Consider the following 16466-nt stretch of genomic DNA (forward strand, 5'->3'; position numbering starts at 1 on the left):
GCGGTCAGTGCCGCAAGGGCTCGGGCCTGAACAACGGCTTCTTCATCACCGCTTTGATCCACACGATTGCGATCAGTGAAACCACCGCCAGCACCAGCCCGGCGGTGCCGTAGATCTTCAGGCTCATCTCGGGGCTGGGCGATGCGTTCCAGATCGCATACAGCATGCCGCCGATGCCGAACAGCTGCGGCAACGGATAGAACGGCGTGCGGAACGGCCGCGCCAGGTGCGGGTAGCGACGGCGCAGGGCGATCACGTCCAGGTGCACGATGATGTAGGCCAGCAGCCAGGCCAGCGCGGCGGCCAGCAGCAACAGGTTGATCGCCGCCGCGTCCTGGCCCATCAGCAAGATCGGCAGCCCGGTGATCGCCGCCACGAACAGCACCGCGACCCACGGTGTGCGGGCGCGCGGGCTGAGCTGCTTGAACTGGGGGAACGCCTGGCCATTGCAGGCCATGCCGTAGAGCATGCGCGGGATGGCCGCCAGCGAGGTGTTGAGGGTGCTGCAGGTGGCGGTGACCGCGGCGATCACCAGGAACACTTCGCCGGTCTTGCCGAACACCGTGGTGGCGAACAGGTAATGGGGCAGGGCATCGCTGCCCAGCGCCTCGCGCGGCACCAAAAACAGCGCGCCCAGACCGTACAGGCCGATGGTGGCGAAGATCACGGTCAGGCCGATGATCATCGAGCGCGGGATGTTGCGCTCGGGCTTGCGGGTTTCTTCCACCAGCGAGCAGACGAACTCGGCGCCGACGAAGCCCCACACGGCCATGGCGGTCAGGGCCAGCACCCCGGCGCCCATGGGGTTCCAGTCACCCTGCAGCAGGGTGGTGGTGACACCCTCGGCATGCCCTTCGCTGATCGCGGCAACGCCGAGGATCAGCAGCACGATGACCATGACCACAGCCATGGCGCTCTGCAGCTTGGCGAAGATGTCGATGCCCATGAGGTTGAGGCCGGTAAACAGGGCGAGCACGCCAAAGGCTACCGAGTATTGCGGGAACACCCCGGGGTAGACCTTGCCGACGATCAGGTCGAGCAGCAGCAACTCGGCCGACAGCGCGAACATGGCCACCACCACGTAGCCGGAGAAGGTCGCGAGAATGGCCGGGAAGTGCCCCAGCGCCACCTCGGTGTAGCTCGACAGGCTGCCGGCGCGCGGCACCAGCAGGGCCAGCTCCGAGAACGAGAACGCATAGCTCAGGGCCAGCAGGTAGGCCAGCCCCAGGGGCACGATGAAGCCCAGGCCGGCGGCGCCGACCCCCTGCAGCATCATCACCATCACCCCTTGCGACACCACCAGGCCGACGGCTACCGCCAGCAGCGATCCCAGCCCCAGGACCCGGCGAAAGCCGGCTTGATCGTGCTGCACGCTGGCAGGCACGGACGCACTTGCACTCATGACAGTTCCCCGCTCTTTGTTGTTGTAGTTGCGCCAGATACTGGGACAGGGTACGCAGCGGGGAAATTAGTAAATATGTGGTTGGTGCAGAGGAAAAAGCTGGGCTTGCCGGCGAAAGGGCCGCAGGGCGGCCCCGGTGCTCAGAACGTCGCCTTGACCTGCAAGCCGACTACCAGGGCGTTGTCGATGTCCTTCCCGGAAAACGCCCCCGGCTCGACGATGTACTGCACGTCCGGGCGCAGGTTCAGCCACGGCGTGGCCTGGTAGCCGTAGCTCAGCTCGATCAGTTGCTCGGCGCTGTCGATGTCGGGGAATGGCTGGCCGGCATTGAATGCGGCAGCCTCGAGCACGTCGCGGCTGCGCGGGTTCGGCACTGCGCGCCCGTAACCCAGCGCCACGGTATCCCGAGGCCGGCCCGCGAACGGCTGGTACAGCACCACGCCGGTACCGTACCACTTGGTGAATGGTGAGGCGGCCTTGCTCGAGGCCGAGTACTGGCCGAAGGCGTGCAGGCTGCGCCCTGGCAATGCCGGGTCGTTCCACACGGCCTGGTCGACCAGCAGGTAATGGCCACCGCGCCCGGCGACTTCCTCGCTGCTGCCGATGCGTTGCACGTTCGAGCTGTCGTAGTAGTAACCGACCTTGTACTCGCCCGGCAGCTCGCCACGCAGCTTGTACACCAGTTCCAGCGGGAGCACGGTGCCGGTGCTGTGCTTGGGCCCCAGGTGCCAGGCACGGCTGGAATTGCCGTTGCTCTCGGGGTCGACGTTGAACGCCGCCACGCGCAGTTGCCAGTCCGGCGCCAGGTCGTACTTGAGCCGCGCACCTAGGTGTGCGTTGGGGTAGTTGGTCCAGCCACTGCCGCCGGACATGTTCAGCGGGTGGCCGCAGAAGCCGGCGTTCATGAAGTTGCACAGGATGCCGCTGTCCAGCCCGCCGAGGTCGTTGCCCATGGCCATGTAGCCAAGCTTGAGGTTCAGCGCAGGCGACAGGTTGCGCTCGTAGCTCAGTTCGGTGAGGCGGGTGTAGAGGCCGCCGTAGTTTTCCTGGATCGGCAGGCGGTTGCCCACCAGGTCCTCCGAGGCGCTGTTGCCGCGGCGGTCGTTGATGGTCAACTGGACCTTGCCGCCGTTGTCCAGGCCGTACAGCTTCGACAGGTCGAACTGCGCGCCCAGCTTGAGGTTCTGCGAGTAGCGGGCCGAACGGTGCAGGCCGCCGTGGGCGTTGTAGGCGGTCTCGCCGCTGTAGTCGCCGGTGAAGGTGATGCCGTCTGCCGCGAGCTGGTGGCGCAGGCCGCCCCAGTCGCCGGTCAGGGTGTTGTCGGCGGCGAATGCAGTGGTGCTGGCAAGGGCAAGAAGCAGGGTGGGGGTGAGGCGTGAAACGGATGACATTGCAAAGTCTCGGGTGGTCTGAAAGGGCCTCATCGCCGGCAAGCCGGCTCCCACAGTGAGTGCGCGGACCCTGTGGGAGCCGGCTTGCCGGCGATACAGGCGACGCGATTTATGGCAGTGCGTACGCCATCACATAGTCACCGCGGTCGGTCGACTGGCGCGCACCGCCGGCGGTGATCACCACGTACTGCTTGCCGGTCCTGGGCGACACATAGGTCATCGGGCCGCCCTGGCTGCCGACCGGCAGGCGGGCTTTCCAGATCTCGCTGCCGTTGCTGCTGTCGTAGGCGCGCAGGTAGAAGTCCTGGGTGCCGGCGATGAACACCAGGCCGCCTTGGGTGGACAGGGTGCCGCCGAGGGTCGGCAGGCCGATCTTGATCGGCAGGTGCATGCGGATGCCCAGAGGGCCGGTGTCCTCGACGGTGCCGACCGGCACCTGCCAGGCGACCTGGCGGGTCTTCATGTCGATGGCGGTCAGGGTGCCGAACGGCGGCGCCTGGCACGGGATGCCGGCCACCGACAGGAAGCGGTTCTTGTTCACCGCATACGGGGTGCCCTTGAGCGGCACCGCGCCCATGCCGGTGTTCAGTGCTTCGCCACCGGCGGCGGCATCACCCTTGTTCTGCGACGGGATCATCTGGATCCACAGGCCCAGGCGCATGTCGTTGACGAAGATGAAACCATGCACCGGGTCGGTGGAAATGCTGCCCCAGTTCATCCCGCCCAGCGAGCCGGGGAAGCTCAGCGACAGGTCGGTGCCGGGCGCGGTGTACAGGCCGTCGTAGCGCATCTTCTTGAAATCGATGCGGCACAACAGCTGGTCATAGGGCGTGGCGCCCCACATGTCCGACTCGGTCAGGGTCTGCACGCCGATCTGCGGCATGCCTACCGACTTCGGCTGGGTTGGCGAGTACGGCTCGTTGGGGATGTTGCTTGGCTTGACCGGCACTTCATCGACTTGCGTGAGCGGCTTGCCGGTGGCGCGGTCGAGCACGTAGATCTGCCCGGCCTTGGTGCCGATCACCACGGCCGGCACGCTGCTGCCGTCATCCTTGGTGAAGTCGATCAGGCTTGGCTGCATCGGCAGGTCGAAGTCCCAGAGGTCGTTGTGCACGGTCTGGTAGACCCACTTCTGGTTGCCGGTGGTGGCGTCCAGGGCCAGCACCGAGGCGCCGTAGGTGTGGTCGAGCCTGTTGCGCTCCACGCCGTAGATATCAGTGGACGAGGAGCCCATCGGCAGGAACACGGTGTTCATCGCCGGATCGTACGACATCGGTGCCCAGCTGTTCGGGGTGCTGCGCACGTAGGTGCCGTCGCCCTGAGGGGCGGCGCGGTCCTGCGGGTTGCCAGGGTCGAAGGCCCAGCGCTGGGCCCCGCTGATCACGTCGAAGCCACGGATGACGCCGCCGGGCATGTCGGTCTGCACGTTGTCGGCCACGCGCCCGCCGACCACCACGGTGGTACCGGCCATCAGCGGTGCCGAGGACAGCTGGTAGTAGGAATCCGGGACATCGCCCAGGCCGGCCTTGAGGTCGACCTGGCCGTTGTCGCCGAAGCCCTGGCAGAACGCGCCGGTGTCGGCGTCGACGGCGATCAGGCGGCCATCGATGGTGTTGGTCAGCAGGCGGCGCTGGCAGTTGGCGCCGGCCGGCACGCTGGCCAGGGTGATCGGTGAACTGTTCGGCTGGCTCGGTTGGGCGATCGGCGTGGTGGCGTCGAAGTAGGCCATGCCACGGCAACGCTGCCAGACCTTGGACTGGGCGTTGATGGCGTTCTTCCACAGCTGCTTGCCGGTGTCGGCGTCCAGCGCGATCAGGTTGTTGTGCGGGGTGCAGATGAACACCTTGTCGCCGACCTGCAGCGGGGTGAGTTGGTCTTCGGCGCCATTGCCGTCGCTGAGGGCGACATCGCCGGTGTGGTAGGTCCAGGCGACCTTGAGCTTGTCGACGTTGCCACGGTTGATCTGGTCCAGGGCGGCGAAACGGCTGCCGCCTTCAGTGTTGCCGTAGTGGGCCCAGTCCTTCTGCTGCTGGCCGGGCTCGACCGGGGTCAGGCCCGGGCCGTTGCCGGTGGGAGCGACGCTGGGGTGGGCGACGAACATGTTGCCGGCGGCGATGGCCAGGGCCACGGCCAGCACGCCGGCGATGCCATAGGCGCCGCGCGCCTTGCGGCGCACCAGTTGCGGGTAAACCAGCGCGACCACCAGGCCCATGGCGGCGAACATGAACAGGCGCGAGAACAGCGGCCAGAACACCAGGCCGCTGTCGGCCACGGCCCAGATCGCGGTGCCGGCGAGGAATACGGCGTACAGCCAGGCGCCAGCGGGCTTGCGTCGGGCGATGAGCAGGCCAGCGAGGGCCATGGCCAGGCCGCCGGTCAGGAAGTACCAGGAACCGCCCAGGCCGGCCAGCTTGACGCCGCCGGCGGCCAGGAGCAGGCCGAGCAGGGCGATGACAACGCCCAGGCCGACCAGGATGAAGGTTGAGGCGCCAGTGGCGCGGGGTGAGTCTTTCATGCCAGGGATCTCGCAGGTGGAATACCGGCAGTTTAATCCCTTAGCAAGCTAATTAACAAGTTAGTACATTTTAAATCGAGACCGATTGTCGCAGGTCGAGCAGCCGATTCATCACCCGTTCCCACGCAGCCACGCGCCAAAATGAACTCAGGCCTGCAACCCTTCCATCAGGCAGCGCAACGCCCCTTTCACGCGCTCGGCGGCCGCCAGCGGATCGTCCTGGGCAATCACCCAGATACCGCTGTCGCCCATGGCACCGTTGAGCAGGTGGGCCATGGCCACGGCATCGAACGCGCGCAACCTGCCGGCCTGCTGCAGTTCGACCAGGCCCTGGGCCATGGGGCCGATGTAGCTGGCCTCTTCCATCTCGCGCAGGCGCGGACCGAGCACGCCGGGGGCATCCTGCAACAGGATGCGCCGCAGCGCCGGTTCATGCAGCAGGTCGTAGTAGTACAGGCAGGTGTCGATATAGCCCTCCCACGGATCGGCGTGGGTGGCGTAGCGGGCATCGATGGCCTGGTTGATCTCGTCGAGCAGGTGTTGCACCACGGCGGTGAACAGCCCGGCCTTGCCGCCGAAGTGGTGGTGCAGGGCGCCTCGGGTGAGGTCGGCTTCAGCGCACAGCTCGTCCATTACCACGGCGGCAAAGCCTTTTTCGGCGAACTGGCGGCGGGCAACGGCGATCAGCCGTTCGGTGGTGTCCGCGCTCATGGCGGCGCGGCTGCGGCGAGGGGTGGGCATTGAGGCTCCGATGAAAAAAGGCGACGTGCGCAAATTAGCATACGTTGCGTATGTCAATAAATGGCATTAGCATACGCGGCGTATGTCAATTGGAGATTGTCACCGTGTCTGCCCCCGTTTCGCGTAAACCCACTGCCTGGCTGGGCGAGCTGCCCGGCCTGCTGCGCCTGGCGCTGCCGCTGGTGCTGGGCCTGTCGGCGGCCGAGCTGATCAGCCTGACCGACACCGTGCTGCTGGCTTCGCTGGGCACGCTGGTGCTGGCCTGTGTCGCGCTGACCAGCAGTGCCGGGCTGATTTTCCATGCCGGGCTGTACGGCATGCTCGCCACCCTCAGCGTGCGCGTCGGCCACGCCTTCGGCGCCGATGATCCGGGCGAAGTGGCGCGCACGCTGCGTGGCGGCCTCGGCTATGGGTTGCTGGTCGGCATCCTCGGTTGCCTGGCCATGCTGGCCACGTTACCGCTGGTGCAATGGCTGGGCGTGCCGCTGCCGGACGTGGCCCTGCTGACGCCGTACTGGCAGGCCATGGCGGTGTTCCTGATTCCGTACTGCCTGGCGGTGGTGTTCAAGGACGTGCTGGAGGCCATCGGCCGGCCTTGGGTGGCCGTACTGCTGGTGATGAGCGCGGTGCTGTTCAACCTGCCGCTGAGCTATGGCCTGATCCATGGGCATTTCGGCTTGCCGGCGCTGGGGTTGCTGGGTGCGGGCATCGCCGGGGTGATCGCCGAGTCGCTGGCGGTGGTGCTGGCCCTGGCCTATTGGCGGATGGCGCCGTCGTTGGCGCGCTATCGCCAGGCGCCACAGGGGCCGCGCTTGTCCTGGCGCACGCTGCTTGGCGAGGGCTGGCCACTGGGGCTGGGCTATCTGGCCGAGGCCGGCGCGGTGGTGATCGCGGCGTGGATGCTCGGCTGGCTGGGCAATGCCGCACTGGCCGCCAACCAGGTGGTGCAGTCGATCGGCGCGCTGCTGTACATGTTGCCGCTGGGCATGGCCGCGGCGGTGAGCATTCGCATCAGCCAGGCCCAGGGCCGCGGCGAGACGGCGCGCATCCGCGCCATCGGCAGCGCCACCTTTGCCAGCGTCACCGCCTGGATGCTGGTGGCCACCGTTCTGCTGGCGCTGTTCGGGCGGCGCATCGCCGAAGCCATGAGCGACGACCCGCAGGTAATCGCCATCGCCGTGCCGATGTTCGTGGTGGTCGCGGCGATGCAGGTGGCCGACGGCCTGCAATCCACCGCGCTGGGCGCCTTGCGTGGCCTGCAGGACTACCGCTGGCCGGTGGGGGTGACCTTGGTCAGCTACTGGTTGCTGGCGCTGCCGATGAGCTACTGGCTGGCCTTCCATTCCGCGCTGGGCCCGGTGGGTGTGTGGGTGGGCTTCGCCTGTGGCTTGGCCGTGTCGGCGGTGCTGCTGCCGTGGCGTTTCTATCGGCTGCAGGCAGGGCCGCTCACCGCGGCGCTGGTTCAACCCTGATAGAACACCGCCAGCCACACCGTGGCCACGCCGGACTCGGTCCACTCCACGCGGTGGCGGCAGCGGGGCGGGATGTCCAGGTAGTCGCCTGCACGCAGCACGCGGGTGTGCGCCTCGTTTTCCAGGCGCAGCCCGGCGCTGCCGCTGAGCACCACCACCCATTCGCCTTCGGCCTGGTCGTACCAGAACCCCTCAGGGCTGGCCTGGCCGCTGGAGACGATGCGTTCGATGCGCAGGCCCGGGCGGCGCAGCAGGTCGGTGAATTGCTCATCGGCCTCGGGGGCCAGCGGCGGCAAGGCGGTGAACAGGTTGTCTGGCATGGGACGGCTCGCGGGAGGTTGATTGCAGAGGGGCAATTGTAGGAAGGTTTCGGCTTTTGCCCCACGGAAAACCACAATGGACAAGCTGCTGGCGATCAAGGTGTTCATGGCCACCGCCGAGACCGGGGGCTTTTCCGCCGCCGCGCGCCGACTGGGGGTGGCGACGTCTTCGGTGACCCGCCAGGTCGATGCCCTCGAGCAGGCGCTCGGGGCCAGCCTGCTCAACCGCTCCACCCGCCAGGTCAGCCTGACCGAGGCCGGCGCCAGCTACTACCAGCGCGCCCGCGAGATCCTCGAGGCGTTGGCCGAAGCCGACGCCAGCGTCGCCGACCGTGGCGAGGAGCCGGTGGGGGTGCTGCGCCTGTGTCTGCCGGTGGAGTTCGGCCGGCGGGTGATTGCCCCGCACCTGGGGGCGTTTCTCGCCCGTCACCCGGCCCTGGAGCTGGACATCGACCTCAGCGACCGCTTCGACGACCTGCTCGACGGGCGCTACGACCTGACCATCCGCCTGGGTGAACCGGCGCCCGGCGATGAACTGGTGTGCCGGCCGCTGGGCCGCTTCGAGCGTTGGCTGGTGGCAAGCCCCGCGTACCTGCGCCAGCACTCGCCGCTCGGCGAACCGCGGCAACTGGCCGATCACGCCTGCCTGCGTTTCCGTTACGGCCAGTCGGCGCGGCCCTGGCGCCTGACCCAGGGCGAGCAATGCCTGGAACTGGATATCAGCGGCCCGCTGCGCAGCGCCAATGCCGACCTGCTGCGCGAGGCGGCGATCGCTGGCAGCGGGGTGGCGTTGCTGGCCGACTGGCTGGTGCGCGAGGATGTCGAGGCCGGGCGCCTGCAACGGTTGTTCGCCGACTGGACGGTGAGTCCGGGCAATGCCAGCGCCAGCATCAACGCCTTGTACCTGCCCAATCACCGTGGTTCGCGACGGGTGATGGCGTTCGTCGCCTTCTGTGAGGGGCTGCTGGCGGACTGAGGCGTTGCGTGCCGCGCAAAGGCCTGTTGCGTGGGCGATGGATTCTCGCCGGGGCGAATGTCCGTCACCCTTCGCGCACATCCTTTCGCAAGCCGAGGTACCCTCGAATGAATCCCTCCCTCGCCGTTGCCCAGCCAGCGGCTCCAGGCCTGAGCCGGGCGCTGGTGACGTTGCTGGCCTTCTGCTGCGGCGCCATCGTCGCCAACATCTACTACGCCCAACCCATCGTCGGCCTGATCGCCCCGGATGTTGGCCTCTCCACCGAGCGGGCCGGCCTGATCGTGTCCCTGACCCAGATCGGCTACGCCCTGGGCCTGTTGTTCCTGGTGCCGCTGGCCGACCTGCTGGAGAACCGCCGGCTGATGGTCGCCACGGCGGTGCTGGCCGCCGGCAGCCTGTTGCTGGCCGGCACCAGCGGCCATGGGCAGGGCGAGGTGTTCCTGCTGTACGCACTGCTGATCGGCTTCAGTTCGGTGGCGGTGCAGATGCTGATACCGCTGGCGGCGCATCTGGCGCCGGAGCGCGAGCGTGGCAGGGTGGTCGGCAACATCATGGGTGGGTTGCTGCTGGGGATCCTCCTGGCGCGTCCACTGGCAAGCCTGGTGGCGGATCATTTCGGCTGGCGTGCGGTGTTCGTCGGTGCCGCGGGGTTGATGCTGGCGATCATCCTGCTGCTGGCGTCGACCCTGCCGCGCCGAGTCCCCGAGCACAGGGCCAGCTATGCCGGGTTGATGGCCTCTTTGCTGGTGCTGTTGCGCCGTTATCCGGTGTTGCGCCAGCGGGCGTTGTACCAGGCGCTGATGTTTGCGGCGTTCAGCCTGTACTGGACGGCGGTGCCGCTGGCGCTGGCCGGTGAGCATGGCCTGTCGCAGAGCCAGATCGCGCTGTTCGCCCTGGTCGGGGCGGTGGGCGCGGTGGCGGCGCCGTTGGCCGGGCGGTTGGCCGATGCCGGGCATGGACGGCGCGCTTCGTTGCTGGCGATGAGCCTGGCGCCGCTGGCGTTGCTCGGCGGCCTGAGTACCGCGGGCATGAGCGTGATCGGCCTGGGGCTGACTGGGGTGCTGCTGGATTTTGCCGTGCAGATGAACCTGGTTATCGGCCAGCGCGAGGTGTACGCGCTGGATCCGGCCAGCCGTGGCCGCTTGAATGCGCTGTACATGACCAGCATCTTCCTCGGCGGCGCCGTGGGTTCGGCGCTGGCCAGCGGGGTGTATGCGCAGTTCGGCTGGCACGGGGTGGCGCTGTTGGGGGCGGGATTGCCGGCGATGGCGCTGGTGATGTTCCTGATCGTTTCCCGGCGCTGATCCCGGGTGTTTATCGTCCCAGCGGCAGGGCCACGCCGATCAGCGCAAACAGGCCGCCACAAGCGCGGTTGAACCCCCGGCCACCCTTGGCCAGCCACGGCCGGATGCGAAATGCCAGGCGCGCCAGCAGGTACTCCACCAGGCACTCGACACTGGCGAAGGTCGCCGCCATCACCACGAACTGCAGCAGCAGGCCGCGCTGCGGGTCGATGAATTGCGGCAGGAACGCGCCATAGAACAACAGCACCTTGGGGTTGGCCAGCGCCGACAGGCAGCCCTGGCGGAACAGCCCGGCATTGCTCAGCGCGGTACTGCCGCGGGGCAACTCGAGATGCAGCGCCGGGGTGCGCCACAGCTGGATCCCCAGCCAGACCAGGTAGGCCCCGCCCACCCACTTGAGCACCGTCAGCACCGAGGCCGAGGCCTGCAGCAGGGCGCTCAGGCCGAACATGGTCAGGGCGATCAGGGCGCTGAAACCGAACACCCCGCCGCAGATGGTGAACAGCGTGCGCCGGGCGCCGTACAGCGCGCCATGGGTCAGGGCCAGCAGGCTGTTGGGGCCTGGGGTCAGTGACAGGCCGATGCTGGCGAGCAGGTAGATGAGCCAGGTGTCGAGTGCCATGGGTGTGCCTTGTCGGTGGTGAGGGCGCCAGTGTAGGGCAGGGTTGCGGGAATAAAGGGTAGTATTCGGACAAATAAAGGTCATATTTGGACATTGCCATGACACCCGACCTGCGCCTGCTGATCCTGCCGCTGCCGGAATTCGCCTTGCTGCCCTTTGGCGCCTTCCTCGACAAGCTGCGCTTTTCCGCCGACGACGAGGACTACAGCCGCCAGCGCTACTGCCGCTGGACCGTGATCGGCCTGGACCTGGCGCCTGTGCCTTCCAGCAGCGGGGCCATGGTGCAGGTGGAGGCGACGCCTGCGCAGGTCGACTGGAGCGCCTACGACCATCTGGTGCTGTTCGGTGGGCGCAATGCCAGCGCCACGGCAGCCTTGGCGCCGCGCTACCGGGCCTTGCTGAAACAGGCGGCCAAGGCGGGGGTGAAGCTGGTCTGCGTCGACAATGCGGCCTTCCTGCTGGCGGCCTGTGGCCTGTTGGACGGTCATCAGGTGGTGGTGCACTGGCGTCATGAGGCCGAGTTTCGCGTGGCGTTTCCCCGTGTGCGGCTGCTGACTGGGCAGTTGTATTGCTTCGACGGCAGCCGTATCACCTGCGCCGGCGGCACGGCGGCCATCGACCTGGCGGTGGAGTTGATCGCCCGCGCCAGCGGCCGCGCCCGGGCGCTCAAGGGCCTGGCCGACATGCTGGTGGATGAAAGCCGCGACAGTCGCCATGCCTTGCGCTCGCTGGAGGCCGGCGCCGGGGAGGGGCGCCAGGTGCAACGGGCCACGGCGCTGATGCGCCATCACCTGGCGGCGCGGCTGCCGGTGGAGGCGCTGGCGGCGGAGCTGGGGATCAGCCGGCGCCAGCTCGACCGCCAGTTCCAGGCCTGCCATGGCATGAGCGCCAAGGCCTGGTGGCAGGAGCTGCGCCTGCAGCAGGCACGCTGGCGGTTGCTCAACTCCAGCCACAGCCTGGCGCAGATCGCCGATGAAGTGGGGATGGGAGATGCCAGTTACCTGGGCAAGTGGGTGCGGCGGCGCTTCGGTTGTACGGCGCTGGCGCTGCGCAGGTCCGAGCCGGATTCACCGCGGGGCAAGCCCGCTCCCACAGTCTGACTCGCAGCTTGCAGGGGAGTGGGCTTCGGGATGTGGGTTTACTGCGGCGTACCGAACAACCCCGTCCAGTAGATCCCCGCGTCGCTCTTCGGGTCCACCGCATACGCCGCCCCCAATTCGCGGAAATCCGCGTTCATCAGCGTGGCGCAGTGCCCGGGGCTGGCCAGCCAGCCGTCGACCACCTTGCGCGCGGTATCGCGCCCGGCGGCGATGTTCTCGCCGATCTGCCGGTACAGGTACCCGGCCAGTTCCGCGCGGTCGCCCGGGGTGCGGCCATCGCGGTCGATATGGTCGAAGAAGTTCTGGTTGGCCATGGCCCGGGTGTGGTTGGCGGCGACGCCGGCCAGGGTCGCGCTCCAGGCCAGCGCCGGGGCGGCGGGGTAGGGCTGGCCGCCGCACTGGCGCGGCAGGTTGCGCGCGGCGTTGATTTCCTGCAACAGCTTCTGGCCTTCGGCCTGCCAGTCGCCCAGGCGCCCGCTGAGCAGCGGGCGGGCCAGGACGATGCGCCAGTCGCGATCTTCCTGGCTGACACCGATATCGACGAACTGCGGGTCGAGCACTACCTGGCAGAAGCTCTCCTCGATGGCTTTCATCGCCGCCTTGGCATCCCGTGGGCCGGACAAGCTGATGGCCTGCACGTTGACCATCGGGTAGGCGGCGCGGGTCATGGCCTGCTGCAGGTCGCGGGTGCCCTCCGGCGACAGCGCCAGGCGGGTGTCGCTGTTGAGCGGCGGCAGCTCCAGCGAAGCCTCGCCGCCACAGCGCTGGGCCTGGCTGCGGTAGACGTTGATCGTATCGATCAGTTGCGCTTCTTCGCCGGCATGCGCCTGGCTGCCGGTGGCGGCAAGCAGGCCCAGCGTCAGGCCGAGGCAGGCAACGGATGGGACGCGCATGTGGATCTCCCTGTAACTGGCAGCGTCTGGATCTGCGCTGCCCATCCTACACAAGCGCAAGGCTTTTGGCCCGGCCCTGTGCGCTATGAAAACCAAGCCTTGGCAATCGATTGCAGTCGGCAAAAGAGGGGGTAGACCGCTGGTCGGCAAAAAAGTGCGGTTGTTTGGTAATAATTCGCACTATCGGCTAGAAACACTACTCAGTCACCTCAAGTTTCTCATACGCCAGGACGGCCCTGATCTTCCCTGGGAGCCCTCCATGACACGTGCCTGCCCGTATCAATCGACCCTCCTTGCGCTGTGCTGTTCCGTTGCCGTCAGCGCCCATGGCGCAGATGGCGCCATCGAGCTGGATGCCACCGCCATCAACGCCGAGGCGCTCAAGGCGCCTGCCGGTGAACTGCCCGAACCCTATGCCGGCGGCCAGGTGGCCCGTGGCGGGCAGATGGGCGTGCTGGGCAACCAGGACATGATGGACGTGCCTTTCACCATGACCAGCTACACCGCGCAGCTGATCGAGGAGCAGCAGGCCGAGGACATCGGCGATGTGCTGCTCAACGACCCGTCGGTGCGCCAGTCGTTCGGCTTTGGCAACCAGTCCCAGGTCTTCGTCATCCGTGGCCTGCCGCTCAATGGCGACGACGTGGCGTTCAACGGCCTGTACGGCGTGCTGCCGCGGCAGATGATTTCCACCGATGCGGTGGAGCGGGTCGAGGTGTTCAAGGGGCCCAATGCCTTTCTCAACGGCGCCAGCCCGACCGGCACGGGCCTGGGCGGCAACGTCAACCTGCAACCCAAGCGCGCCGGCGACACGCCGACCCGCCGCTACACCCAGGACATCAGCAGTGACGGGCGCATCGGCGAGCACCTGGACATTGGCCAGCGCTTCGGCGCGGACAATCGCTTCGGCGTGCGCCTGAACCTCTCGCAGCGCGAGGGCGAGACGGCGGTCGACGACCAGGACCAGCGCAGCAAGCTGTTCGTCGCCGGGCTCGACTACCGTGGCGACAACTTCCGGGTGTCGGGTGATTTCGGCTACCAGAAGCAGCGGGTCAACCATATGCGCAACTCGGTGCGCCTGGGCGCCGGCCTGACCGATATCCCCCATGCGCCGGACGCCGACCACAACTACGGCCAGGACTGGGCCTGGACCGAGACCGAGGACACCTTCGGCATGCTCCGCGGCGACTACGACTTCAACGACAACTGGAGCGGCTACCTGGCCGGGGGCGTCAAGCACACCCACGAGAACGGCTTCTACGGCACGCCGATCCTCACCGACGCGGCCAGCGGCGATGCCACCATCGGCGGCTCGAAGATCCCCCACAACGAGGACAACACCACCTTCATGGGCGGCATCAATGGCCGCTTCCAGACCGGGCCCGTCAGCCATCAGCTGAACATCGGCGCGGCGAGCATCTGGACCCAACAGGAGAACGCCTTCGTCTTCTACAACTCGCAGGCCACCAATATCTACCGCACCGACCCGTTGCCCAAGCCGACCACGCCGACCTTCGTCGGCGGCAAGCTGGACGACCCCGGCGTGACCGGCAAGACCCGCAACCGCAGCATCGCGCTGTCCGACACCGTGGGCCTGTTCGATGACACCCTGCTGCTCACCGTGGGCGTGCGGCGCCAGCAATTGCGGGTGGAGGGCTACGCCTACGACGGGCCGGGCCCGGACCTGGGGCGCAACGCCTTCTATGACGAGGCGGTCACCACGCCGGTGTACGGCATCGTCTACAAGCTCAACCCATCGGTTTCTCTGTATGCCAACCGCATCGAGGGCCTGGCCCAGGGCGCCACGGCGTCGGGGCAGGTGATCAACGTCGGCGAGGTGTTCCCGCCGGCCAAGACCAAGCAGGTGGAGGCGGGGGTCAAGCTCGATTACCAGACCTTCGGCGCCAACCTGGCGGTGTTCCGCATCGAGCGGCCCACCGATGGCTTCGTCGACGGCAATGTGTTCGTCCAGGATGGCGAGCAGGTCAACAAGGGGCTTGAGCTCAGTGTGTTCGGCGAGCCGCTGCCGGGGCTGCGGTTGATGGCCGGTGGCACGCGCATGGACACCGAGCTGAAGAACACCCAGGGCGGCACGGCCGATGGCAACCACGCGGTAGGCGTGCCGACCTTCCAGCTCAATGCCAGTGTCGATTGGGATGTGCCAGGGCTGGAAGGCGTGGCGCTCAATGCGCGCATGCTGCGCACCGGCGGGCAGTACGCCAACCCGGCCAACACCTTGAGCCTGCCGACCTGGAACCGTTTCGACGTTGGCGCGCGCTATCGTTTCAAGGTGCAGGAAAAGGCGGTGACCCTGCGGGTCAACGTGGAGAACCTGACGGACAAGAACTACTGGGCGTCGGCCAATGGGGGGTATTTGACCCAGGGCGACCCGAGGCTGGTGAAGTTCTCGGGGACCCTGGATTTTTGAAGCCTGTGCCAGCGGCGTGCCTTACCAGAGCGCTACTGCCGCCGCGCCGATCACCCGGCCAAACACCGCCAGCGCCGTATCCACGTCCGCTTCGCTGGTGTAGCGCCCGACGCTCAGGCGCACGCTGTTGCGCGCCTGGCGCTCGTCGAGGCCGAGGGCCAGCAGCACGTGGGACGCCGCATTGCTCGCTGAGTTGCACGCCGAAGTGCTCGACAGCGCCAGCTCGCCCGCCAGGGCCAGGCTGTTGAAACCCTTGGCATCGATGCACAGGTTGAGGGTGTGGGGAATGCGTTGCTCCGCGCAGCCATTGAGCGTCACCCCCGGCATTGCCAGCAGGCCGTCGCGCAAGCGCCGGGCGAGTTGCTCCAGGCGTTGATACTCCGCCGCGCCGGGCTGGCCGGCCATGGCGAAGGCGCTGCCCATGCCGACGATCTGGTGGGTGGCCAGGGTGCCGGAGCGCAGGCCGCGCTCATGGCCGCCGCCGTGCATCTGCGCACGCATCGCCGGGCGGGCGCGAGGGCCGACGTAGAGGGCACCGATGCCCTTGGGACCATAGACCTTGTGCGCCGAGAACGACATCAGGTCGACCGCCTGCTGCGCCAGGTCGATCCGAACCTTGCCCACTGCCTGCGCCGCGTCCACGTGCAAAAGCGCACCGTGTTCGCGGACGATTGCACCGATAGCGGCAAAGTCGGTCACCGTGCCTAGTTCGTTGTTCACCGCCATCAGCGACACCAGGCGGGTGTCCGGGCGCAGCGCGGCCTGGACCGCTTCCGGCTGGATCAACCCTCGGTCATCCGGGGCCAGGCGGGTCACTGCCCAGCCCAGGCGTTCCAGCTCGGCGGCAGTGTCGAGGATGGCCTTGTGCTCGATCTGGCTGGTGATCACATGCCCCGGCTGCGCGCAGCCCTGGGCGATGCCCTTGAGCGCGAGGTTGTTGGATTCGGTGGCGCCGGAGGTCCAGACCAGCTCGTCGGGCTGTGCGCCAACCTGCACGGCCACCTGGTGGCGGGAGTGCTCGACGGCTTCGCGGGCCGCCTGGCCGTGGAAATGACCGCTGGAGGCGGGGTTGCCGAAGTTCGCCTCACGGCCCAGGCAGGTGAGCATGGCGGCGATGACCTGGTCATCGACCGGCGTGGTGGCGGCGTAATCGAAGTAGAGCGGGGTGCTGGGCATGATCGAGGGCGGGTCCGTGCGTGGACGCCGCCTGTCGGCATCCATGGACTCATGTTAGGGAAATGGCGATATGAATGTTTTCCAATTTTTCCAGCTTACGGGGCTTTCATGAAAAACTTCTACTCG

At 67.4% G+C, this 16466-nt stretch carries 13 protein-coding genes; 5 read left to right on the top strand and 8 right to left on the bottom strand.

Features of this window, described 5'->3' with window-relative positions; genetic code table 11:
- Nucleotides 1-4: 4 nt before the first annotated feature.
- The 4 genes from ACODS9_RS00760 to ACODS9_RS00775 all read right to left on the bottom strand — a co-directional run bounded on the left by ACODS9_RS00760 (nt 5) and on the right by ACODS9_RS00775 (nt 6049).
- On the bottom strand, nt 5-1402 hold the full coding sequence (locus ACODS9_RS00760; protein ID WP_489093010.1) for an APC family permease: 1398 nt from the start codon (nt 1400-1402) through the stop codon (nt 5-7).
- A gap of 140 nt (nt 1403-1542) precedes the next feature.
- Nucleotides 1543-2793, bottom strand: coding sequence for a carbohydrate porin (locus ACODS9_RS00765; RefSeq protein WP_401105230.1), 1251 nt, complete (start codon nt 2791-2793; stop codon nt 1543-1545).
- Between the two features lie 109 nt (nt 2794-2902).
- Nucleotides 2903-5308, bottom strand: coding sequence for a glucose/quinate/shikimate family membrane-bound PQQ-dependent dehydrogenase (locus ACODS9_RS00770; RefSeq protein WP_489093011.1), 2406 nt, complete (start codon nt 5306-5308; stop codon nt 2903-2905).
- Between the two features lie 147 nt (nt 5309-5455).
- Nucleotides 5456-6049, bottom strand: a complete 594-nt coding sequence (locus ACODS9_RS00775; protein WP_489093012.1) for a TetR/AcrR family transcriptional regulator — start codon at nt 6047-6049, stop codon at nt 5456-5458.
- Between the two features lie 104 nt (nt 6050-6153).
- Here ACODS9_RS00775 and ACODS9_RS00780 point away from each other — a divergent pair, with 104 nt between their 5' ends.
- Nucleotides 6154-7521, top strand: coding sequence for an MATE family efflux transporter (locus ACODS9_RS00780; RefSeq protein WP_489093013.1), 1368 nt, complete (start codon nt 6154-6156; stop codon nt 7519-7521).
- Here the strand turns inward: ACODS9_RS00780 and ACODS9_RS00785 are convergent.
- The gene (locus ACODS9_RS00785; protein ID WP_489093014.1) at nt 7512-7841 is read right to left on the bottom strand and encodes a cupin domain-containing protein; all 330 of its coding nucleotides are present in this window, start codon (nt 7839-7841) and stop codon (nt 7512-7514) included. The genes ACODS9_RS00780 and ACODS9_RS00785 overlap by 10 nt on opposite strands.
- Before the next feature lie 76 nt (nt 7842-7917).
- On the opposite strand from ACODS9_RS00785, the gene ACODS9_RS00790 reads away from it, so the two are divergent.
- Together ACODS9_RS00790 and ACODS9_RS00795 are read left to right on the top strand one after the other, a co-directional pair.
- On the top strand, nt 7918-8817 hold the full coding sequence (locus ACODS9_RS00790; protein ID WP_489093015.1) for a LysR family transcriptional regulator: 900 nt from the start codon (nt 7918-7920) through the stop codon (nt 8815-8817).
- 107 nt (nt 8818-8924) lie between these two features.
- Complete coding sequence (locus ACODS9_RS00795) at nt 8925-10121, top strand: MFS transporter (protein ID WP_489093016.1); 1197 nt, start codon at nt 8925-8927, stop codon at nt 10119-10121.
- A 10-nt stretch (nt 10122-10131) separates the two neighbouring features.
- Here the strand turns inward: ACODS9_RS00795 and ACODS9_RS00800 are convergent, their stop codons facing one another.
- Nucleotides 10132-10743, bottom strand: a complete 612-nt coding sequence (locus ACODS9_RS00800; protein WP_046855873.1) for a LysE family translocator — start codon at nt 10741-10743, stop codon at nt 10132-10134.
- Nucleotides 10744-10841: 98 nt separating this feature from the next.
- Here ACODS9_RS00800 and ACODS9_RS00805 point away from each other — a divergent pair, with 98 nt between their 5' ends.
- Nucleotides 10842-11843, top strand: a complete 1002-nt coding sequence (locus ACODS9_RS00805; protein WP_489093017.1) for a GlxA family transcriptional regulator — start codon at nt 10842-10844, stop codon at nt 11841-11843.
- Between the two features lie 38 nt (nt 11844-11881).
- On the opposite strand, the gene ACODS9_RS00810 is transcribed toward ACODS9_RS00805, so the two are convergent.
- Nucleotides 11882-12736, bottom strand: coding sequence for a CAP domain-containing protein (locus ACODS9_RS00810; RefSeq protein ID WP_046855871.1), 855 nt, complete (start codon nt 12734-12736; stop codon nt 11882-11884).
- Nucleotides 12737-12995: 259 nt separating this feature from the next.
- Between ACODS9_RS00810 and ACODS9_RS00815 the strand changes: the two genes are divergently transcribed.
- Nucleotides 12996-15164, top strand: a complete 2169-nt coding sequence (locus ACODS9_RS00815) for a TonB-dependent receptor (protein WP_489093018.1) — start codon at nt 12996-12998, stop codon at nt 15162-15164.
- Between the two features lie 21 nt (nt 15165-15185).
- Here the strand turns inward: ACODS9_RS00815 and ACODS9_RS00820 are convergent, their stop codons facing one another.
- The gene (locus tag ACODS9_RS00820) at nt 15186-16340 is read right to left on the bottom strand and encodes a cysteine desulfurase family protein (RefSeq protein WP_489093019.1); all 1155 of its coding nucleotides are present in this window, start codon (nt 16338-16340) and stop codon (nt 15186-15188) included.
- Nucleotides 16341-16466: the final 126 nt, after the last annotated feature.

It is taken from the genome of Pseudomonas sp. FG36 (assembly GCF_057809275.1).